Here is an 18,056-nt window from a genome sequence, read left to right on the forward strand (position 1 = left end):
TGACATAACCTGTCACGCCCCTCTTTTATTCTTCCCCTTCCCCCCTAATTCCAGGTGTAAGTCGCTGTCAGATCATTTTTTGGCGAATTTTTAGTGCAGTTTTCCTTAAAGCTGCCGTTGTAATTAATGATGAAAAACAGCAACAAGCAGATTTGACGCTAACGACCCGGATGTTTTTAAGGCAAGGACTAATGGACGAACTGAAAGATTTGTTGACCCTGAGCGAACTCAGCATCGCAGGCTGGAACCGTCAATTGCGGCTGCAACCGCCGTTACAGCCCGTACAGTCGCCGGCGATGGCGTGGCGTTTTTACCGCATTGACGAAATGACTGCCGGAAAAGCTGCGGTGCACCGGCTGGCGATGAGCAATGTGATTGCCAACATGAACGATCCCACCGCCGCCCTGATTTACCTGTTAAAGAGCGACGGGGACGGTATCCATTTTTACCTTGGCGTAGGCGGCGATGCCACCAGCAATATCCATGACACCGGGACGCAGGTTGAGCGGGCATTCAGCAGTAATTTCCTCGGGGCCAAAGTCGCACCGCTCACGCGGGATGAGATCGGTCAGCTAACCGACCTCAATGCAATGAAGCGTTTTGGCGTGGTAACGGGCGTGCCGTCCCTCAATGAAGAAGAGTCCCGCCTCGGTGATGAAGAATTTCAGGGCGTTGAGCGACTGGTAAACGCCCTCTCCGGCGAAAGCTGGCGGCTGATTATTGCCTGTCAGCCCGGTCGTCCCGAGGAGGTTGAACAGATTCTGGAGCAGATTTACAGCCTCTCCACGCAAATCTCCTCGCACATCAAATACTCAGTACAGGTCTCGCAAAACCAGAGCGAACAGCACTCGCAAAGCCACACCCTGAGCATCAATAAAACCACCGGGACCAGCGATTCTACTACCGACGGTGAAGCTAACAGCCGGGGCAAAAGTCAGGGTGCCAGCAAAAATCACGGGACCAGCCATCAGGGAACGGGCACCAGCGACGGCACCAGCGTGACCGACTCCACTAACCATTCAAAGACAACGGGCACCAGTAGCTCGGAAAGCGTGGGCAAAAACGACACCTCAGGCGACAGCACCACGCGCGGCGACGGCAAAGCGGTCACGCGGGAAGAGATAAATAAAGGCTATGAGGAACTGCTCAAACATTTAAGCGACACGCAAATCCCGCGTCTGCGCCAGGGCAACAGCAAAGGGATGTTCCGCACGTCGGTGTATCTGGCGGCGCAAAACCGGGCAGTTTATACCCGTTTAAGCGCCAGCCTGCGATCGATTTTCCAGGGTAACCACGCCAGCCTGACGCCGCTGCGCGATCATGAAATCAACCGCTCTTTTGCGACGCTGGATGGGCTTCTCGCCCTCTCCCGGCAAGGTATGGCGGAGGTCTGGCCGTGCGCTGAGGCCATACTCTCGCAGGCCACCAACGCACAGGGCGAGGTGCAGTGTGCGACCTGGCTTAATGGTCAGGAAATCGCGCTGCTGATGGGCCTGCCGGATAAAGAGCTCGCCGGGATTAAGATCCGCAAATGCGTGGATTTTGCCCTCAATCCGCCCACGCCGGATCACGCGCAACGGCTGGCGCTGGGTCATGTCATTCAGCACGGCAAAACCCTTGATTTCAAACCGCTGCTGCTCGATCGGCAGGAGCTGAATAAACATATCTTTATTACCGGCGTGACGGGCGCGGGCAAGACCACCACCTGCATGAAGCTGCTGCTGGAATCGGGCCTGCCGTTTATGGTGATTGAGCCTGCTAAAACCGAATACCGCGAGCTGTACCAGAAAAACCCTGACGTGGAGTATTACTGCCCTGGCCGGGAAGATTTAACCCCATTCCGCCTTAATCCGTTTGAGCTGGTCTCCCCGAAAGAGCACCTCGCCGGGCATATCGACATTCTCAAAAATGCGCTGACGGCGGTGTTTCCGATGGAAGCGGCGATGCCGATGATCGTCGGCGAAGCCATTATCCGCGCCTATGAGCATAAAGGCTGGGACGTTCACGGCAGCCAGAACCTGCTGATTGACGATCCTTTTGCGCTCAACAGCGGCGCATGGCCGAATTTCAGCGACATGATCCGCGAACTGGACGCGGTGATTTTATCCAAAGGCATGGGCCGGGAATTTGAAGAAAAATACCGGGGCTCGCTGGTCGCCAGGCTCACCGATCTGACCATCGGCACTAAAAGCCGGATGCTGAACGCCCGTCATTCGATCAATTTTGATGCGCTGCTGGATAAAAAAGTGGTCATCGAACTGGATGAAATTAAAGACGAAAGCGATAAGTCGCTGCTGATGGCGCTGATCGTCACCCGTCTGGCGGAAACCATCAAGCAGCGCTATCTGCGCCAGCCTGATTATCGTCACCTGACGCTGATTGAAGAGGCGCATCGCCTGCTGGCGAAACCCGAACCCGGCGATGGCGGCAGTAAAAAACTGGGCGTTGAGATGTTCAGTAATTTACTGGCCGAGGTGCGCAAATATGGCGAGGGGCTGATCATTGCCGACCAGATCCCCAACAAGCTGGTGGCGGATGTCATTAAAAACACCAACATCAAAATCGTGCACCGGCTGTTTTCCGCCGACGACCGCGAAGTCATCGGCGACACCATGTCGCTTAACGATGAGCAAAAAGCATTTTTGCCTTCCCTCCAGGCAGGCCAGGCGGTGATTTATGGCGGCGGCTGGCACGGCGCGGTACTGGCACAAATTAAGCCCAATGCCGACACAACCGGCAAACCGATTGACGAAGCGCTGATCGCCGGGCGTGGCGTCAGGCAATGGTGGCCGGAGCGCTATCGCCTGTTCCCGCGTCTTGCAGCCAGCATCCACTTCACCACTGCCGCCGACTTTGTTGCCTTCAGTCAGCAGGTTAATCGTCTGTTCCGGTTGATTGCCTTAAGCGAGCGCATCTCTGGCATGGCGCACCTGACGCGCATTGTGCAGACGCTGCACCCGCTGGCAGAGCTTAACGGTAGCGAGGCGGTGCCGTCGTTAACAGAAGCGATCGTGGCCTGGGCGCACGATAACCTCGATAGCCATCCTGAGATGCTGGAAAACAGAATGCCGCGTCGTCTGGATGGGCTACTGGCGTTCACCGGCGTGCCGGAATCTGACATCGATGAAGCAGCGTTAGCCCGCTGCGTAAAAGACATTTTCAAAAAATAAACGTCGTTAACAGTGATAACTAAGGAGTAGCACATGGGATTCTGGAGTAGCGTGGGATCGATTGTTTCCAGTACCTTTTCCGCCATTGGCGGGCTGGCCGCCAGCGTTGCCAGCACCGTGATCAAAGTTGCCACCTCAGCGGAAGTCTGGCAAAGCCTTGGCAGCGTGGTTAAAGCGGTTGGCAGCGTGCTGGGCGTGATCCCGTCCAACCAGACGGCAGAGAAATATGGCGAGCGCGTACTCTCCGCAGGGGCTGAGGGCATCACATCAGACAGTTTTGATTCTTACCACGAGTACATTGCCGCCATTCGCGATTTCGAACTGAAGCCAGAACTGGCGGATCGCTGGAGCAAAGAAGAAAAAATCGCGGCCAGCGCAGGCGTGGTGGCCGAGGGGCTGACGGAGCTGAAGGGCTTTAGTCTGAATTCCGCTCTCAGCCTGATGATACTGGCGGCGCAGCACCCGACCTTTTTCAACGCCGAACGCGTGCTGACGCTTTTAGGCAAAACCAACGACTTTTCGCTGATTGCCGACTACTTCCGGGACGACCTGGATCTGCACGACGAGAGGAAAGTTGAAGCCCTGCTGGTCGACAGCGAACAGGGTCAGGTGGAGGCCCGCGCCCCGGATGACGTCACAGCGACCCTGCGCCAGTTGCGCGCTGAAGCGGAATAAGGCTGCATCCATGACCCGTGATTACGCCATTATTTTAGACGCGCAGCGCTTCACCTGCTTCTACCGCCAGCATGACGACTGGTTAAACGAACCCTTAAAAGGTGAAGCCTTCCTTGAGTGCGCCACATCACAGCAACTGACCCAGGCCTGCACGGAGCTGGCGGATCGCCTGGCCTATGCCTCGGTCGGGCAGTTATTCATTCTCTATCACTCTGACGTGCAGGCCTGGTTACCCGATGTCATCACGACATTTTCCCGCCAGCCGTTCAGCGTCATGCCGCTGCAACCCTGGCTTACGCGCGCCCGCGCCATGGCCCCAGGCAACGCAGACAGCGCGCTGTACGAACGTCATTTGCTGCCGCTGCTCTGCCGCCAGTTAAATAGCGTGGAGAGCGCCGTTAAAACCCTGCAGCGCGAAGAAGCCAGCGACGATCGGCTATTGCTTGCCCGCCAGCTTGAGCAGGAACAAAAAGAGAATCTGGCGCTGTTGGCCGAGCTTGAGGCCAGCCGGCAGGCACACAACGAGGCGGCGACGGCCTGGAAGCAGGAGCGCGCCCAGTTAGAAGGCCATCTCAGCAGCGTGAGCGATCTGGATCAGGCCGCCATCGCGCAGTTTATGCCGCTCTTTTTCGCCCACTTCTGGCAGAAAGTCAGCCCGGCGGATATGGCAATGCTGCTCGGAAGCCTGACGCTGCCTGATGTGCGCAGCCCCTGGCCTGAGCCGGATAAGAGTGCACTTGCCATTAAGCGCCGCGATTTTAACCAGCTCAGGCACCGCCACCAGCAGCAGATTAAGAGCCTGGCACGCAAATTTATTGACGTTGGCTACCTGTCGGTACGCCCGGACGCGGAACATTTACTGGATTAACCCATGCCTGAACACGAAAACGAACACCATTCCCTGCCTGCATCAGAACAGGCCGGGGATTTACGCGACTGGATTGCGCAGGAAGTGGACCGCCAGTTGACGCTGGCATGGCAAAAACTGGTGACGCCGCACGCCCACGCCATGCCAAAGGAAAATGTACGGGAAGTCATCAAAGAGGTGACTGTGGAAGTGGTGCGCCCCGATCCGCTTCGCGCTGCCCTCACCCCGCTGCTGAGTGCCGTTGCCACCCTCCGTGACGATCGCCCACTTCAGGAAGCCTGGCTGCGCGGCCCGCTCTCCGACGATGAAGCAGAGCAAATCCAGCAGGTACTGGCTATTGCCAGCCACTGGGATCGCATTGAACGGTTGTGGGACGTACTGGCAGTCCGCGCCAAAGAAGGCAGCCTGACGCCTGATGTATTCGCACTGCTGACATTTGCTATCTCGCTGCACAACCGACTGTGGGTTGATCGCTTTGCCCTGCTTGAGAACGTCGAGGCGGGCTGCGCATATAACTTCGAAATGCATAATGGCACCGGTACTGGCGAGCGCATCGCCCGGCAACTGTTGCCCGGCCTAATTAACAATGCCGGAAAACGCTGCCGGAAACCGCTGGTGCTGTTACAGCCTTAATATCAGGAAATTTTTATGATTGATCGGACAAATAATACCGCCGTGGATGTTGCGGATTACTGGTATCAGCAGACGTGGATCACACTGGTTGAACAATTTGGCAGCGAGCTAAAGCAGTATAAAACGTTCGGCCAGTTGAATGACATCAGCAACAGGTCATGGCTTGTTGAATTTCATAATCAAACCTTTTATCTCTGGGCGCATTCGACAAACCTGCATGTACAAGGGTCCACCGAGCACAACAAGCTCTACTGTGACAATATTAACTGGCTGAATTTGAACGAGTGGCGTTTGCCCACGAAAAAGGAGTTGCTTCGTTTCGCGCGTAATGAAAAAAATCCGATGCGCAAAGCGAATAGTCAGCGACTCAATGACAATTGTTTCTTTATCGTCAAAGAAGGCTGCATTGATATTGATTATTCCGATCCGGCTGTGATTCCTTACAAATCGGCAACGTCGATTCCCTTTATTGCCCTGTCTCAAGAGCGCTTTATAGACCTTATTACCGGTCATCAGGTAAAAAAATTGACCACTCTCAGTACGCCTGACAATAACCTGCTGGCGCGACTACAGCAGATAAAAGAAGAGTTGCTTGGCGGGCTGGATTACCGCATTAACCGCCTGCCAAAAATTGATACGCTGACGCTTACCGATATCAACAAAGGCCTGTGGGAATTATGGGGCTCCACGCCTGAAACCTGTGAAAAGCTCGGCATTCGCCCGCGCGATCCGGCGCGCGATATTCGCCCCGGCTGCGTCGCCATCGATTTTGGTACCAGTAGCACCGTCGTGGCCTATGAAAGCGAAAATGGCCGCAAACAGTTAATGCGCGTTGGCGCACGTAATTTTTACGATCGCGTTGAGCCTCACCACCTGGAAAACCCCACGGTGCTTGAAATCCGTGACTTTGAGGCGCTGCAAAACGAATGGAATCACACGGCCTATCGCCCACAGTTGAACTGGGAATGGGTACGCTGCTCGCACGAAGCGCAGGCACAGTTACGCGATAACCGTAACGACATTGACACCATCAGCAGCATCCTCACCCGCCTGAAGCAATGGGCGCTGCGCCAGTCGCAGGATCATCAGGTAGTCTTTACCGACAGATTTGGCGTCGAGCATACGCTGGCCGCCCTTACGCAAAATAATCCAACCCGTGGCGCACCGCTGGTGGTGGATGAAAACACTCCGTTCGATCCCATTGAGCTGTACGCCTGGTTCCTGGGTATGACCATTAACTGGCGCGGGCGCGGTATTTATCTTGAGTATTTTATGACCTTCCCGGTGGAGTATCCGCGCGAGGTCAAAGAGAAAATCCTCGCCAGTTTCAAGCGGGGTTTGCAACGCAGCCTGCCGCCGACGCTGGTGTCGCAGCATGAGTATTTAAATGCGTTTAGCGTCGAGGAGTTAGCCAGCGAACCTGCCGCCTACGCCGTGTCGGCGCTCAGCACCATGGATGTGCAGCCCGGCACAACAGGGACAGCCTACGCGGTGTTTGATTTTGGCGGCGGCACTACCGATTTTGACTTTGGCTACTACCGCCTGCCTTCAGAGGACGAAGAAGACGAAGGGTTCGAGCAGGTGTTTGAGCATTTCTCACCCTCTGGCGACAAATTCCTCGGTGGCGAAAACCTGCTGGAAAACATGGCGTACCGGGTATTCCGGCATAATCTGGATATTTGCCAGAAGTATGAAATCGCCTTTACACGCCCGCTCGACGCCGATGACTTCGCCGGTTCCGAAAGCTATCTGGAAAAAACGCAGGCGGCCTACAGCAATACGCTGTTGCTGATCAGTGAGTTGCGCCCGTTCTGGGAAAGTCAGGAAGAGTCAGGAAGTCGCAGCGATGAAACCCGCACGGTGGATCTCTTCGATCGCGCAGGCAAGAAAGTCAGCGCCGATTTTGTCATCCCGTTTGAGATCCTGAGCGAGTATCTGGATCAGCGCATCTCACTCGGCATCGATAAATTTATCACCGCTCTGGGGCTGGCTTTTACACCGCTTCCGCCCGAAATCCACGTGCTGTTGGCCGGTAACGCCAGCCGTTCGCAGTGGATCGCCCGCCTGTGGGGGCTGGATCGGAAGACGCTTACGGAGGCGGAAAATAACCCGAGCTGGCTGCCGGACTTCAGGGACATCGAGTCTCCGTTGATCGAGCAAAAAATGAGGCAGCGCTTTGGTGACAATGCCCCGGTGCTGCACGTGCATCCTCCCCTCCCCAGCGATCCCGCAAATCCCTGGCAGCCAACGGCGAAAACCGGGGTGGCACTGGGACTTCTGGACCTGCGCCCTGGCGGAGTGATTAAAGTCGTTAACCATACCCGCCAGCAAAGCAAGGGAGAAGCGGGCTTTGCGTGGAACGTGGGACGGGTAAAACAAGGGCTGTTCCATGCGGGACTGACGATTAATGCTGCCTATGAACAGTGGTTTGAGCTGGGGCCCCAGCGCGAAGGCATTTTTGAACTGCTCTATACCCAGTCCCCGATGGCTCAGGGCGGCGAACTGAGCGCGACCGACAGCGAGGTCAAACGACTGCGGCTGCGTCTGGCGGTCAATCAGCGCGGGCATCGTGTGTTCGCAATGGCACTGGCACCGGATCAGATTCGCCTTGTGACAGCGGAAAGCGCGGAGTCGCTGGCGAAGGGGGAGATGGATAATCTTCAGCAGGTGACGTTGAAGTAGCGCATTTCCCCCTCACCCCAACCCTCTCCCCATGGGAGAGGGAGCGACGATGGTTTTCCCCTCACCCCAGCCCTCTCCCTATGGGAGAGGGAGTGACGATGCTTTACTCAGGCTCGGACCGCTTTTCCCCCTCTCCCTCAGGGAGAGGGCCGGGGTGAGGGTATCCCGGCACAACCTCCCACATACGCTAAACTTATAACAGGCACTAACGGAGGTAACGACAATGGCATCAGGTTGGGCAAATGATGGCGCGGTGCAGGATCAAATCGACAGCACGGTTGACGATGCTGTAGCGCGGGCGCGGCGTGAGCTGCCGAAAGGTGAAAGCCTGAAGGAATGCGAAGAGTGCGGCGAGACGATCCCTGAAGCGCGGCGTAAAGCCATTCCGGGCGTGCGGCTTTGCGTTAACTGCCAGCAGAAGAAAGATTCGGCAAACTCTGCTTTTGCAGGATATAATCGCAGAGGATCAAAAGACAGCCAGTTACGTTGACGTTAATTAACATCCATTAGCAGCGCAAGCGGTTGCGGTTTAGCGCACAAATCCTTAACAAAGAAGTAGCAATTAGTGCCGCTTCGCTGCTTTTTCCCCCGCCATTTCAGTAAACCCGAAATATTCACCAGAAAAATCATTACAATTCAATTTATTAACGATCGTTCAATTTTTTAGAACAAGGTCGTCAATTCTCTTCGATTTATTCTTTCGCAGAAAAACGTGATACTCATCACATCGACGGAACAACGTCCCCTTAACAGAATAACCTGCGAGAGATTACCCATGAAAACCATTAAATATGCTGTTGCTGCTATCGCGCTTTCTACCCTTTCCTTTGGTGCCTTTGCTGCGCAGTCTGTGACCGCTGCTCAGGCGCAAAACATGAATAAAATCGGTGTGGTGACCGCTGAAGGCGCGACTACGCTGGATGGTCTGGAAGCACAGCTGGCAGAGAAAGCGTCTGCGGCAGGCGCGAAGGGCTACAGCATCACCTCTGCGAACACCAGCAACAAAATGAGCGGCACCGCAGTTATCTATAACTGATTGCCCGGATGTTTTACCCGCTGCGTTCGCGCGGCGGGCCGCACTACTCTCATTAACCCTTAATTATTGTAAGACTCTGTGTTGTTACCCTTGTTGCCCGTCCGGCCCTGGACGGGCTTTTTTTTGCCTTTAATACCGCTCTGCAATCCGTTGAAGCCCTGCCTCAATGGACTCCACACTCCCCGTCGCATACAAACAGCAGGCCATCTGAATTTTGAGTGATTGCGGCACCGGCTCGCTGCCAGTAATGCAGCGCTCGATCCAGCGGGCGGTGGTGTGCGGATCTTTGGCTTCCGGCAGCGCGACCGTCTGTTCATTAAGCTGGCGTTCGACGATAACCCGCTCGCCCGCGCCGTCAATCAGCGTGATTTGCGGGCAGCGCTGCGGATTGGCATAGACTTCGCCTTCGGTGCCGTGCATCAGCAAGCCGCGTCCGCCGATATCGCTAAAGAACTTCGCCACGCGGGGAACGTACTCGGGGTGCGATACGCTCGACAGGCGCAGCGCGGCATCCTCGGCAAACGGCGTCGCCAGTTTCGCCAGCGTGTGTGCGCTGTTTCGCACGCCCATCCGCCAGCGCATATCGAGTTGCGTCTCAAGCGGCGGGCAAAGGGCGCTCACCGGAATATAGACCGGCTGATGGCCGTCGAGCTTCGCCTGTGCCTGGCCCGCATGACGGGTCGGCTCAATGCCGAGAAGCGTAAAAATGGTTTCAGTCACCACGCGGGTGGGATCTTCACTCACGCCATGTACGACGACCGGGAAACCGAGTTTGTGCAGTAATATCGCGAGTAGCGGTGTGAGGTTGGCCTGTTTGCGCGCGCCGTTATAGCTTGGGATGACAATCGGCATCGGTTTTGCCACAGGCGGCGTCAGGCGCATCGTCTGCAGTTGCATCGCTTCATAGAAGCCCTGCATTTCCGCTTCGCCTTCGCCTTTGATACGCAGCGCAATGAGGATGCCGCCCATCTCCAGATCCGGCACCTCGCCCTTCAGCATGCAGGTGTAAAGCTCGCGCGCGGTGTCAATATCCAGATCGCGGGCGTGATTCTTACCGCGCCCGACCTCTTTAATAATTTTGCGGAAATCCATTGAAGCTCCTTACGTCACATTGCAGTTTGCTAGCGTCGGCGGCGACGGCTCTGTTTTGGTTTACTTTTAACTATAACGTCAGGCACGGCGGGTTGTGAAATAGGAAACACAGGTAGCGCGTTCAGCAGGCGTTTGCCGTAGCTTTTGGTCAGCAGCCGTTTATCGTAAATCACCACTTCGCCCCGGCAGCTATGGCTGCGGATCAGGCGTCCGACCTGCTGGATCAGGTTAAACGAGGCGGCGGGCAAACTCTGTACTTCAAAAGGATAGCGGTTAAGGCTTTTCAGCCACTCGCCTTCGGTGATCACCACCGGGCTGTCGATGGGCGGAAAAGCGATTTTATGGATATGCACCTGGGTGAGGTAATCGCCTTTTAAATCGAGCCCTTCGGCAAAAGATTGCAGTCCGACCAGCACGCTGCGTTCGCCGCCGTCGATGCGCTTGCGGTGCAGTTCCACCAGCCGGTAGCGCGGCTGATCGCCCTGCACCAGCAGCAGTAATCGCAGGTCGGTCACACAGGTCAAAAATTGCTGCATCGCGCGATTGCTGGCGAACAGCACCAGCATTCCGCTGTGGGTTTTGCTTTCGACCTGCTCGCGAAAATAGGCCGCCATCTCCGCGATGTGCTTCTCTTCGTTCTCCATCAGCGGCTCGTACTGCATTTGCGGGATGACGATTTTGCCCTGTGCGACATGATTAAACGGCGAATCCAGCGTGACAAAACGATCGCCTGCTTTCTCTTTCAGCCCGCTCATCTCTTGCAGGCGCGAAAAACTATTGAGCGATCGCAGCGTGGCCGAGGTGACAACGATATGCGGCACGCTGCGCCAGAGCAGTTTTTCCAGCTGATCGCTGACGCGGATACCGACACAATGAAAGAAGAGATGCAACTGGCCGTCGCGTAATTCCCGCGAGGCCCATTTGGTGACCGGGGCACCGGACGCCTGCGCCATCGACGCCAGCCGCCAGAGTTTGCTTTGATTCTCAAACATGCCGAGCGCGCGGTTCATTTGCAGGATCGTGCGGTGCAGTCGCACCACATCATGCTTGCCGGTTTTCTCACTGAGATCGTTAAGAAACAGCTCTGCCAGTCCGCGCAGGGCGTCGGTGAGTTTGGCGAGGCGCTGGCAAATTTCCATAATTTCATCGGGCAGTTCACCCATCGCAAACCGGTGTTCAGCCGCCTGACCTGCGGGCATATACAAATTCAGGATCGTATTCAGCGAGGCGATAAGCTCATACAGCTCTTCGCAATGCGGGTTAAGGCGCTCGGGCGTCGCCAGCGGCGGCGTGGTCTTCGGGCGAAACTGATCCATACAGGTGGCGATCAGTTTGCAGAACAGATCCAGTTGCAGGCGATACCAGGAGGCGCTGATCTCGGCACTCATCTCCAGCGCGTCGCGCGCCACCTCCGGCAGGTGATGGCCTTCATCCAGTACCAGCAGGAGATTTTTTGGCTCCGGCAGCACCGCTTCGGACTCCATCGCCGCCATCACCAGCGCGTGATTCGCCACCACCACTTCCGCCTCCTGCACTTCCCGGCGGGCGACGAAAAACGGGCATTCACGGTAATAATGGCAGTTGCGGTTCAGACAACTGGCCTTGTCGGTGGAGAGACGCGACCAGAGCGCATCATCAATATTCTGATCGGTGTGATCGCGCAGGCCGTCCCATTTGTAGCTGTCGAGATCGGCTTTAAGCGTCGCACAGCGCTCACGCTCTTCTTTACTGTTGGGCGTCAGTTCGTCATCAAGAAAGGCCAGCAAATCCTGCTGGGTGGCTTCGCTGCTGGCGAGCGCCGTCAGGTTGCGCGGACAGACGTAGCGCCCGCGACCAAAGGCGGCGGTAAAGCGCAGATCGGGGATGATTTTTTTAAGCAGCGGCAGATCTTTGCTGAAGATTTGATCCTGCAACGCGACGTTGGCGGTGCTCACCACCAGCGTTTTTTGCTCTTCGCGGGCAATGGCGATGCCCGGGATCAGATAAGAGAGGGTTTTACCCACGCCGGTCGGCGCTTCGATAGCCAGATGCCGCCCTTCTTCCCCGGCCAGCGTTTTTGCCACATCAGCAATCATCTGCCGTTGCGGAGCGCGGGGAATAAAGTCCGGGATCTGTTGTTGTAGCGCCTTATACCAGGCGGCTATTTGCGCTTTGAGCGCGGCAGATAAGGCCATCGGGAAACCTGAAACACTGTATAAACAGCCACTATTGTGGCATTTTTAGCGCCAGCGCCCTACCTTTTTTTGCCGCTTCCTGAAGACGGCTCGTAAAACGGGAGAGGTCGCCCTCCCCCGCCTGCGGTTTAACGCAGTTCCGGCCAGTACTCTTTGTTGGCTTCGATCAATGCATCCAGCACCTTACGCGCTTTCTTGGCATCAATAATAGTGCGGTTGAGCGTCAGCGCCTGCAACGCTTTGGTGTAGGAACCCTCAAACCAGGCTTCCACCGTCAGGCGTTCATAAGCAAACTGCTGCTCAATAAGCCCTTTATAGAAGGTCGGGATTTTGCCCACGCCGTAAGGACGCGGCCCGTTAATGCCCACTTCCGCAGTCACTTCTACCATCACGTCATCGTCGAGGTTTTCCACCAGGCCGTTGTTCTCCAGCATGACGATGAATTTTTTCTTCAGGTTAAAGGCGATCGCTTCCGCCAGTTCGACAATCATGTCGCCGTGCGCATCGTTATGCACCACTTTGACATTCTTCGTCGTCCCTTCTGCCACCGCCGTGCGGCACTCCTCAAACACCCGTTTTTCACGGCCGTTGATCACCTCGTTGGCGCGGGTGAAATTGGGGTCGAGCTTCGAAAATTTGTATTCCGGGTAGAGGTAATACTGCAAATAGGTGTTAGGCAGATAGTCCGGGAAGTCGTTGAGCATATCGGCAACGGCGGCGTAGGTGTCAAGCCAGGACTGGTCGCGCTGCTCGGCATCCGCCGGTTTAAAGCCATTATTGGAAATGATCGCCTTCAGTTCCGGCACCAGATCGACGCCGTTTTCATCGTACAGATGCGTGAACCAGCCGAAGTGATTCAGGCCAAAATAGACCGGCTCAAAGTTCTCCGGGTTGCGTCCGAGCAGGCGACCGTAGGAGCGCAGCAGGTTGACCGGCTGATCGCAGATGTTGAGAATGCGGTCGTCATCCGGGAAGCGCTGGTTGAGCGCATCGGCGACAATCGCCGCCGGGTTGGTGTAGTTCAGGATCCACGCCTGCGGTGAGCGGGCGCGCACATCTTCCACCAGCTGGATCATGTCGCGAATCGAGCGCATTCCGTAGGCGAAGCCGCCCGCGCCGCAGGTTTCCTGGCCGATGACGCCGAGGCTCAGCGGGATTTTTTCGTCTTTTTCGCGCATCGCATAACCGCCGGTGCGCATCTGGCAGAAAATGAAATCCATGTCGGTAAAGGCGATCTCTTTATCCGCCGTATAGGTAAAATCTAATTCCGGATATTCTTCTTTGAACAGCACTTTGGCGTATTCACCGATCACCGCCTGGCGCTCTTCATTGACATCAAACATCACCAACTTCTTAAGCGGCAGACGCGCCTTGAGTTTGCATAATGCTTTTAATAAACCCGGCGTCCAGGTGGAACCACCGCCAACTAATACGATATTAAAAGTGTTTTTCATCATCAGTTCTCTTATTGCGTCTGTTGAATTAAATTTTGTTTTACGGCGCTGGCGATACTTTCCACCTGCGGGCCGTAAATAACCTGAATGTCGTTCTCCGTTGCCCGAATAAATCCGCTGGCACCACTACGTTTCAGTGCCGATTCATCCACTTTATCCATGTCGTTTATTTTCACCCGCAGGCGGGTAAAGCAGCAGTCTACGTGTTGAATATTCCCGCGCCCGCCTAAGCCTTCAATAATGAGCGCGGTTTCGCCGGTCGGTTCGTTATTACCGGATAATGCACCCTGTACGCTGTCTTCTTCTTCACGACCTGGCGTGCGGGCGTTGGTGCGTAAAATTACCCATTTGAAAACGAAGTAATACACCGGTGCCCAAATAGCGCCCTGAAGCAGACTGAACCACCAGTGAGTTTTCGCCCCGCCAAGGACGCCGAATACCATGAAGTCGATAAACCCGCCCTGAATATTGCCGATCATCAGACTCAGTAATTGCGCGCCGGCAAAAGAGAGCCCGGTCATGACCGCGTGGAATAAGAACAGAATGGGTGAGACAAAGATGAAGCTGAATTCCAGCGGCTCGGTGATGCCGGTGGTAAAGGAGGCCAGCGCCCCCGCCATCATTAAGGCTTTGACGCGCTGTTTATGCTCAGGTTTCGCACAGCGGTAAATCGCCAGCGCCGCGGCGGGCAGGCCAAACATCATCACCGGAATTTTGCCCTGTGCCAGAAAACGCGTGGCCTCGCGGGTGATATCATCGGCCAGCGCACCTGGATGGGCCAGCGCATAGTTGAAGATGGAGAGCGCGCCAATCACGCTTTCGTTATCGACATGCACCATGCCGCCGACCGGGGTAAAGCGCACGGTTTCGTTGAGAATATGGTGTAAACCGGTCGGGATCAGAATGCGTTCGGTAAAGGCGTAAATAAAGGTGCCGAACGGCCCGGACTCGCCAATGAATTCGCCAATTTTAATAATGCCGCTGGCAATGACCGGCCAGATTAATGACATTAATACGCCCACCAGCGGCAGGACGATCACCGTAATAATCGGAACAAAGCGGCGGCCACCAAAGTAGGCGATGGCCGCCGGGAGTTTAATCGTATAAAAACGGTTGTGCAGTAATACGGTGACGAACCCGGCAATGACCCCACCGAGCACACTCATCTGGTAGGAAAATATGCCCAACGTGTTCGCAAATTCAGCGGAATACATCACCGCTTCGGTCGGGCTGTAGCCTTTTTCCACAAAGGCTGCGACGGAAGTGGTGGCAGGCGTTAAGCCCTGAACCGTGAGGCTGAAATTCACCCCGACGTGAAACGTAATAAAACCGATAACCGCCGCCAGCGCCGCAGTGGGTTTTTCATCCCGCGCAAGACCAATAGCGGCAGCGATAGCAAACAATAAGGGTAAATTCGCAAACAGCGATCCGGCCACTTTACGAATAAAGCCGATGATGTGCTGCATTAGCTGTGCGTTGAGTATTTCTTCACTGACAATCGCGGGATTCTGCAATGCCGCCGCAAGGCCGAGGAAAATACCGGCGGCGGCAATCACCGAAATCGGCATCATTAATGCCTTTCCCAAATCTTGTAAAAATTCACCTGCGCGACTCATAGCGTGATCCTTAGGGTGTGAGGTTTTTTATGGATCGAGAACGTGAGATGAGTATAGCCAGAGTGGATGTATAGTTGTCTAGCCCACTAGGGTTGGAATAAGAGATTGATCACAGAATGGGCGGGGGAGAGGAAGTTTTACCCCTCACCCCGGCCCTCTCCCTTAGGGAGAGGGAGAAAGGCAAGTCCGCGCCCGGGCTGTACTCCCTACCCAAGCTCGGGCTGTCCCCTCTCCCTCAGGGAGAGGGTTAGGGTGAGGGTGAAAATGAGAGGCCAGCTCTAAGGCCGTTCAGCCGTCAGCGTAAACCGGTAATGCTGCTGGTTATAAAAAATCTCCGACACCTCAAACGGCACGCCGTCGCGTAGCCAGGCGACAGACGTGGCGTGCAGCACCGGTTCGTCGCGGTTGATGCCGAGCATATCGCGCACTTCCTGCGACGGGAGTTCAGCGCGGATCTCTTTGTCCGAACGCCCGACCGCATAGCCTTTGCGGCTGATATAGCCATATTTGGACGCGTTCAAATCAGCTTCGCTTAAATCCTCAAACGGCGCGGTAATCATCCATGACTGCTCAAACACAAACGGCACGTCGGCAAGCAGGCGCAGGCGTTTCATAAACCACACCGCGCTGCCTGCCGGGAGTTGCAGCTTTTCAGCGATGTCGTCGGGGGCACTCTCACGTGACAGGCAGATCAGGCGATTGATCACAGGCTCATCCAGACCCAGCGTGGCTTCGCTTGAGGAGAGATGGCGGTCCAGCGGCAGCGGAATGCGCAGCGTTTTTTTGGTATGGGCGACAAAGGTACCCTGCCCGCGCCGACGCTCGACTTTGCCCTGTCGCACCAGGTAATCCACCGCTTTACGGGCGGTCATGCGCGAAATAGAAAACTGCTGGCACAACTCATTTTCGGAAGGAATGGCATCGCCCGGACGCAAAACCCCGGCGCTGATTTTCCCGGTCAGATACTGCTCAAGTTGCAGATAAACCGGGACGGTTGAATGTTTATCGATCATAAGAGTACTCCGCGCAGACTGCGGCGTATGTTAGCGACCCCACCGCAAAGAGACAAGTCGGGGAGAAGGAGCAAGGAAGGGGGTGGAGGGCGGAGCCCCCTCACCCCGGCCCTCTCCCCAGGGGAGAGGGAGAAAGGCCAGTCCGCGCGCGGCTGTTCCCAGGGAAGATGGGAAAGGTCAGTACGCGCTCGGACGGTTCCCTCTCCCTGAGGGAGAGGGTTAGGGTGAGGGTAATATGTGTTACTGCGCCGCAGGCTTACGTGGGCGCGGGCGGCGCGGTTTTTCACCGGCCGGTTTTGCTTCGCTAGTGCGGCGTGGTTTTGGTGCGCCGCCGTCAGTACGACGTGGCTGTTGACCGCGGCCACCCGCGCCCTGCCCGCGTCCACCGCCGCCGCCACGCTGCTGGCGACCGTTCTGGATCGGCTCGGCTTTGATCGACGGGTCCGGCTCATAGCCTTCAACGGCGATGCGCGGGATCTCTTTCTTCAGCAGGCGCTCAATATCGCGCAGCAGTTTGTGTTCATCCACGCACACCAGCGACAGCGCTTCGCCGGTTGCGGCGGCACGTCCGGTACGGCCAATACGGTGCACGTAATCTTCCGGCACGTTCGGCAGCTCGTAGTTCACCACGTGCGGCAGCTCTTCAATGTCGAGGCCACGGGCGGCGATATCGGTCGCCACCAGCACGCGCAGATCGCCGGATTTAAAATCAGCCAGCGCACGGGTACGCGCGCCCTGACTCTTGTTACCGTGGATCGCCGCGCTGCGAATGCCGTCTTTGTTCAGCTGCTCTGCCAGATGGTTCGCGCCGTGTTTGGTACGGGTGAAGACCAGCACCTGTTGCCAGTTGCCCTGCCCAATCATCTGCGACAGCAGTTCCCGCTTGCGTTTTTTATCAACAAAATGCACGTGCTGGGTGATCTGCTCAGAGGCGGTATTGCGACGCGCCACTTCGATTTCCAGCGGGTTGCGCAGCAGTTTTTCCGCAAGCGCTTTAATCTCATCAGAGAAGGTCGCGGAGAACAGCAGGTTCTGACGCTTCGCCGGCAGCTTGGCCAGCACGCGGCGGATGTCATGGATAAAGCCCATGTCCAGCATACGGTCCGCTTCGTCGAGAACGAGGATTTCCACGCTGTCGAGTTTCACGGCGTTCTGGTGTTCCAGATCGAGTAAACGGCCCGGCGTTGCCACCAGTACGTCCACACCGCTGCGCAGTTTCATCATCTGCGGGTTAATGCTCACGCCGCCGAAAACCACCAGCGAGCGGATATTCAAATATTTGCTGTATTCACGCACGTTCTCACCAACCTGTGCGGCCAGTTCGCGCGTCGGGGTGAGGATCAGCGCGCGTACCGGGCGACGGCCCTTAGCGTGCGCTTCGTTGTCCACTAAGTGCTGGAGCAGCGGCAGCGTAAATCCGGCGGTTTTACCGGTACCGGTCTGGGCGCTGGCCATCAGGTCGCGTCCCTGCATCACAGCCGGAATGGCCTGCTGCTGGATAGGGGTAGGCTCGAGGTAGCCCTGCTCGGCAACGGCGCGCAGGATCTCAGGGTTTAAACCCAGGGCTTCAAAAGACATAACAACTCCGAACCACCCTGACCGTTTACGGTGTAGTTTTCAGGGAGATCAATAACGTGACAGAT

13 protein-coding genes are annotated in these 18,056 nt (G+C 56.1%); 7 read left to right on the top strand and 6 right to left on the bottom strand.

Annotated features, from left to right (window positions below):
• Positions 1–191: 191 nt before the first annotated feature.
• From BM373_RS06075 to ybiJ, 7 genes are all read left to right on the top strand, one after another.
• Positions 192–3,170 (top strand): serine-rich family protein, encoded by a 2,979-nt coding sequence (locus BM373_RS06075; RefSeq protein WP_090460519.1) that lies wholly within the window; start codon positions 192–194, stop codon positions 3,168–3,170.
• Positions 3,171–3,203: 33 nt separating this feature from the next.
• On the top strand, positions 3,204–3,845 hold the full coding sequence (locus BM373_RS06080) for a hypothetical protein (RefSeq protein WP_090460521.1): 642 nt from the start codon (positions 3,204–3,206) through the stop codon (positions 3,843–3,845).
• 10 nt (positions 3,846–3,855) lie between these two features.
• Positions 3,856–4,713, top strand: a complete 858-nt coding sequence (locus BM373_RS06085; RefSeq protein ID WP_090460522.1) for a hypothetical protein — start codon at positions 3,856–3,858, stop codon at positions 4,711–4,713.
• 3 nt (positions 4,714–4,716) lie between these two features.
• Positions 4,717–5,346, top strand: coding sequence for a hypothetical protein (locus BM373_RS06090; RefSeq protein ID WP_090460524.1), 630 nt, complete (start codon positions 4,717–4,719; stop codon positions 5,344–5,346).
• A 15-nt stretch (positions 5,347–5,361) separates the two neighbouring features.
• Complete coding sequence (locus BM373_RS06095) at positions 5,362–8,028, top strand: acetate and sugar kinases/Hsc70/actin family protein (protein ID WP_090460526.1); 2,667 nt, start codon at positions 5,362–5,364, stop codon at positions 8,026–8,028.
• 223 nt (positions 8,029–8,251) lie between these two features.
• Positions 8,252–8,518 carry a DksA/TraR family C4-type zinc finger protein gene (locus BM373_RS06100; RefSeq protein WP_090460528.1) on the top strand — a complete coding sequence of 89 codons (267 nt, stop codon included), beginning with the start codon at positions 8,252–8,254 and terminating at the stop codon, positions 8,516–8,518.
• A 285-nt stretch (positions 8,519–8,803) separates the two neighbouring features.
• Positions 8,804–9,064, top strand: coding sequence for a DUF1471 family protein YbiJ (ybiJ, locus tag BM373_RS06105; RefSeq protein ID WP_090460530.1), 261 nt, complete (start codon positions 8,804–8,806; stop codon positions 9,062–9,064).
• 129 nt (positions 9,065–9,193) lie between these two features.
• On the opposite strand, the gene ybiB is transcribed toward ybiJ, so the two are convergent.
• The 6 genes from ybiB to rhlE all read right to left on the bottom strand — a co-directional run bounded on the left by ybiB (position 9,194) and on the right by rhlE (position 17,991).
• Positions 9,194–10,156 (bottom strand): DNA-binding protein YbiB, encoded by a 963-nt coding sequence (gene ybiB / locus BM373_RS06110; protein ID WP_090460532.1) that lies wholly within the window; start codon positions 10,154–10,156, stop codon positions 9,194–9,196.
• A 29-nt stretch (positions 10,157–10,185) separates the two neighbouring features.
• Positions 10,186–12,330: an ATP-dependent DNA helicase DinG gene (gene dinG, locus BM373_RS06115; protein ID WP_090460534.1), complete on the bottom strand. Its 2,145-nt coding sequence runs from the start codon at positions 12,328–12,330 to the stop codon at positions 10,186–10,188.
• A gap of 128 nt (positions 12,331–12,458) precedes the next feature.
• Positions 12,459–13,787, bottom strand: a complete 1,329-nt coding sequence (locus BM373_RS06120; protein ID WP_256214579.1) for a 6-phospho-alpha-glucosidase — start codon at positions 13,785–13,787, stop codon at positions 12,459–12,461.
• Positions 13,788–13,795: 8 nt separating this feature from the next.
• Positions 13,796–15,400: a PTS transporter subunit EIIC gene (locus tag BM373_RS06125; protein ID WP_090460535.1), complete on the bottom strand. Its 1,605-nt coding sequence runs from the start codon at positions 15,398–15,400 to the stop codon at positions 13,796–13,798.
• Positions 15,401–15,678: 278 nt separating this feature from the next.
• Entirely contained in the window at positions 15,679–16,413 is a 735-nt protein-coding gene (locus tag BM373_RS06130) for a GntR family transcriptional regulator (protein ID WP_090460537.1), read from the bottom strand.
• A 240-nt stretch (positions 16,414–16,653) separates the two neighbouring features.
• Positions 16,654–17,991 (bottom strand): ATP-dependent RNA helicase RhlE, encoded by a 1,338-nt coding sequence (rhlE, locus tag BM373_RS06135; protein WP_090460539.1) that lies wholly within the window; start codon positions 17,989–17,991, stop codon positions 16,654–16,656.
• Between the last annotated feature and the right edge of the window lie 65 nt (positions 17,992–18,056).

The organism is Enterobacter sp. kpr-6, from assembly GCF_900116015.1.
GTDB lineage: Bacteria > Pseudomonadota > Gammaproteobacteria > Enterobacterales > Enterobacteriaceae > Enterobacter_D.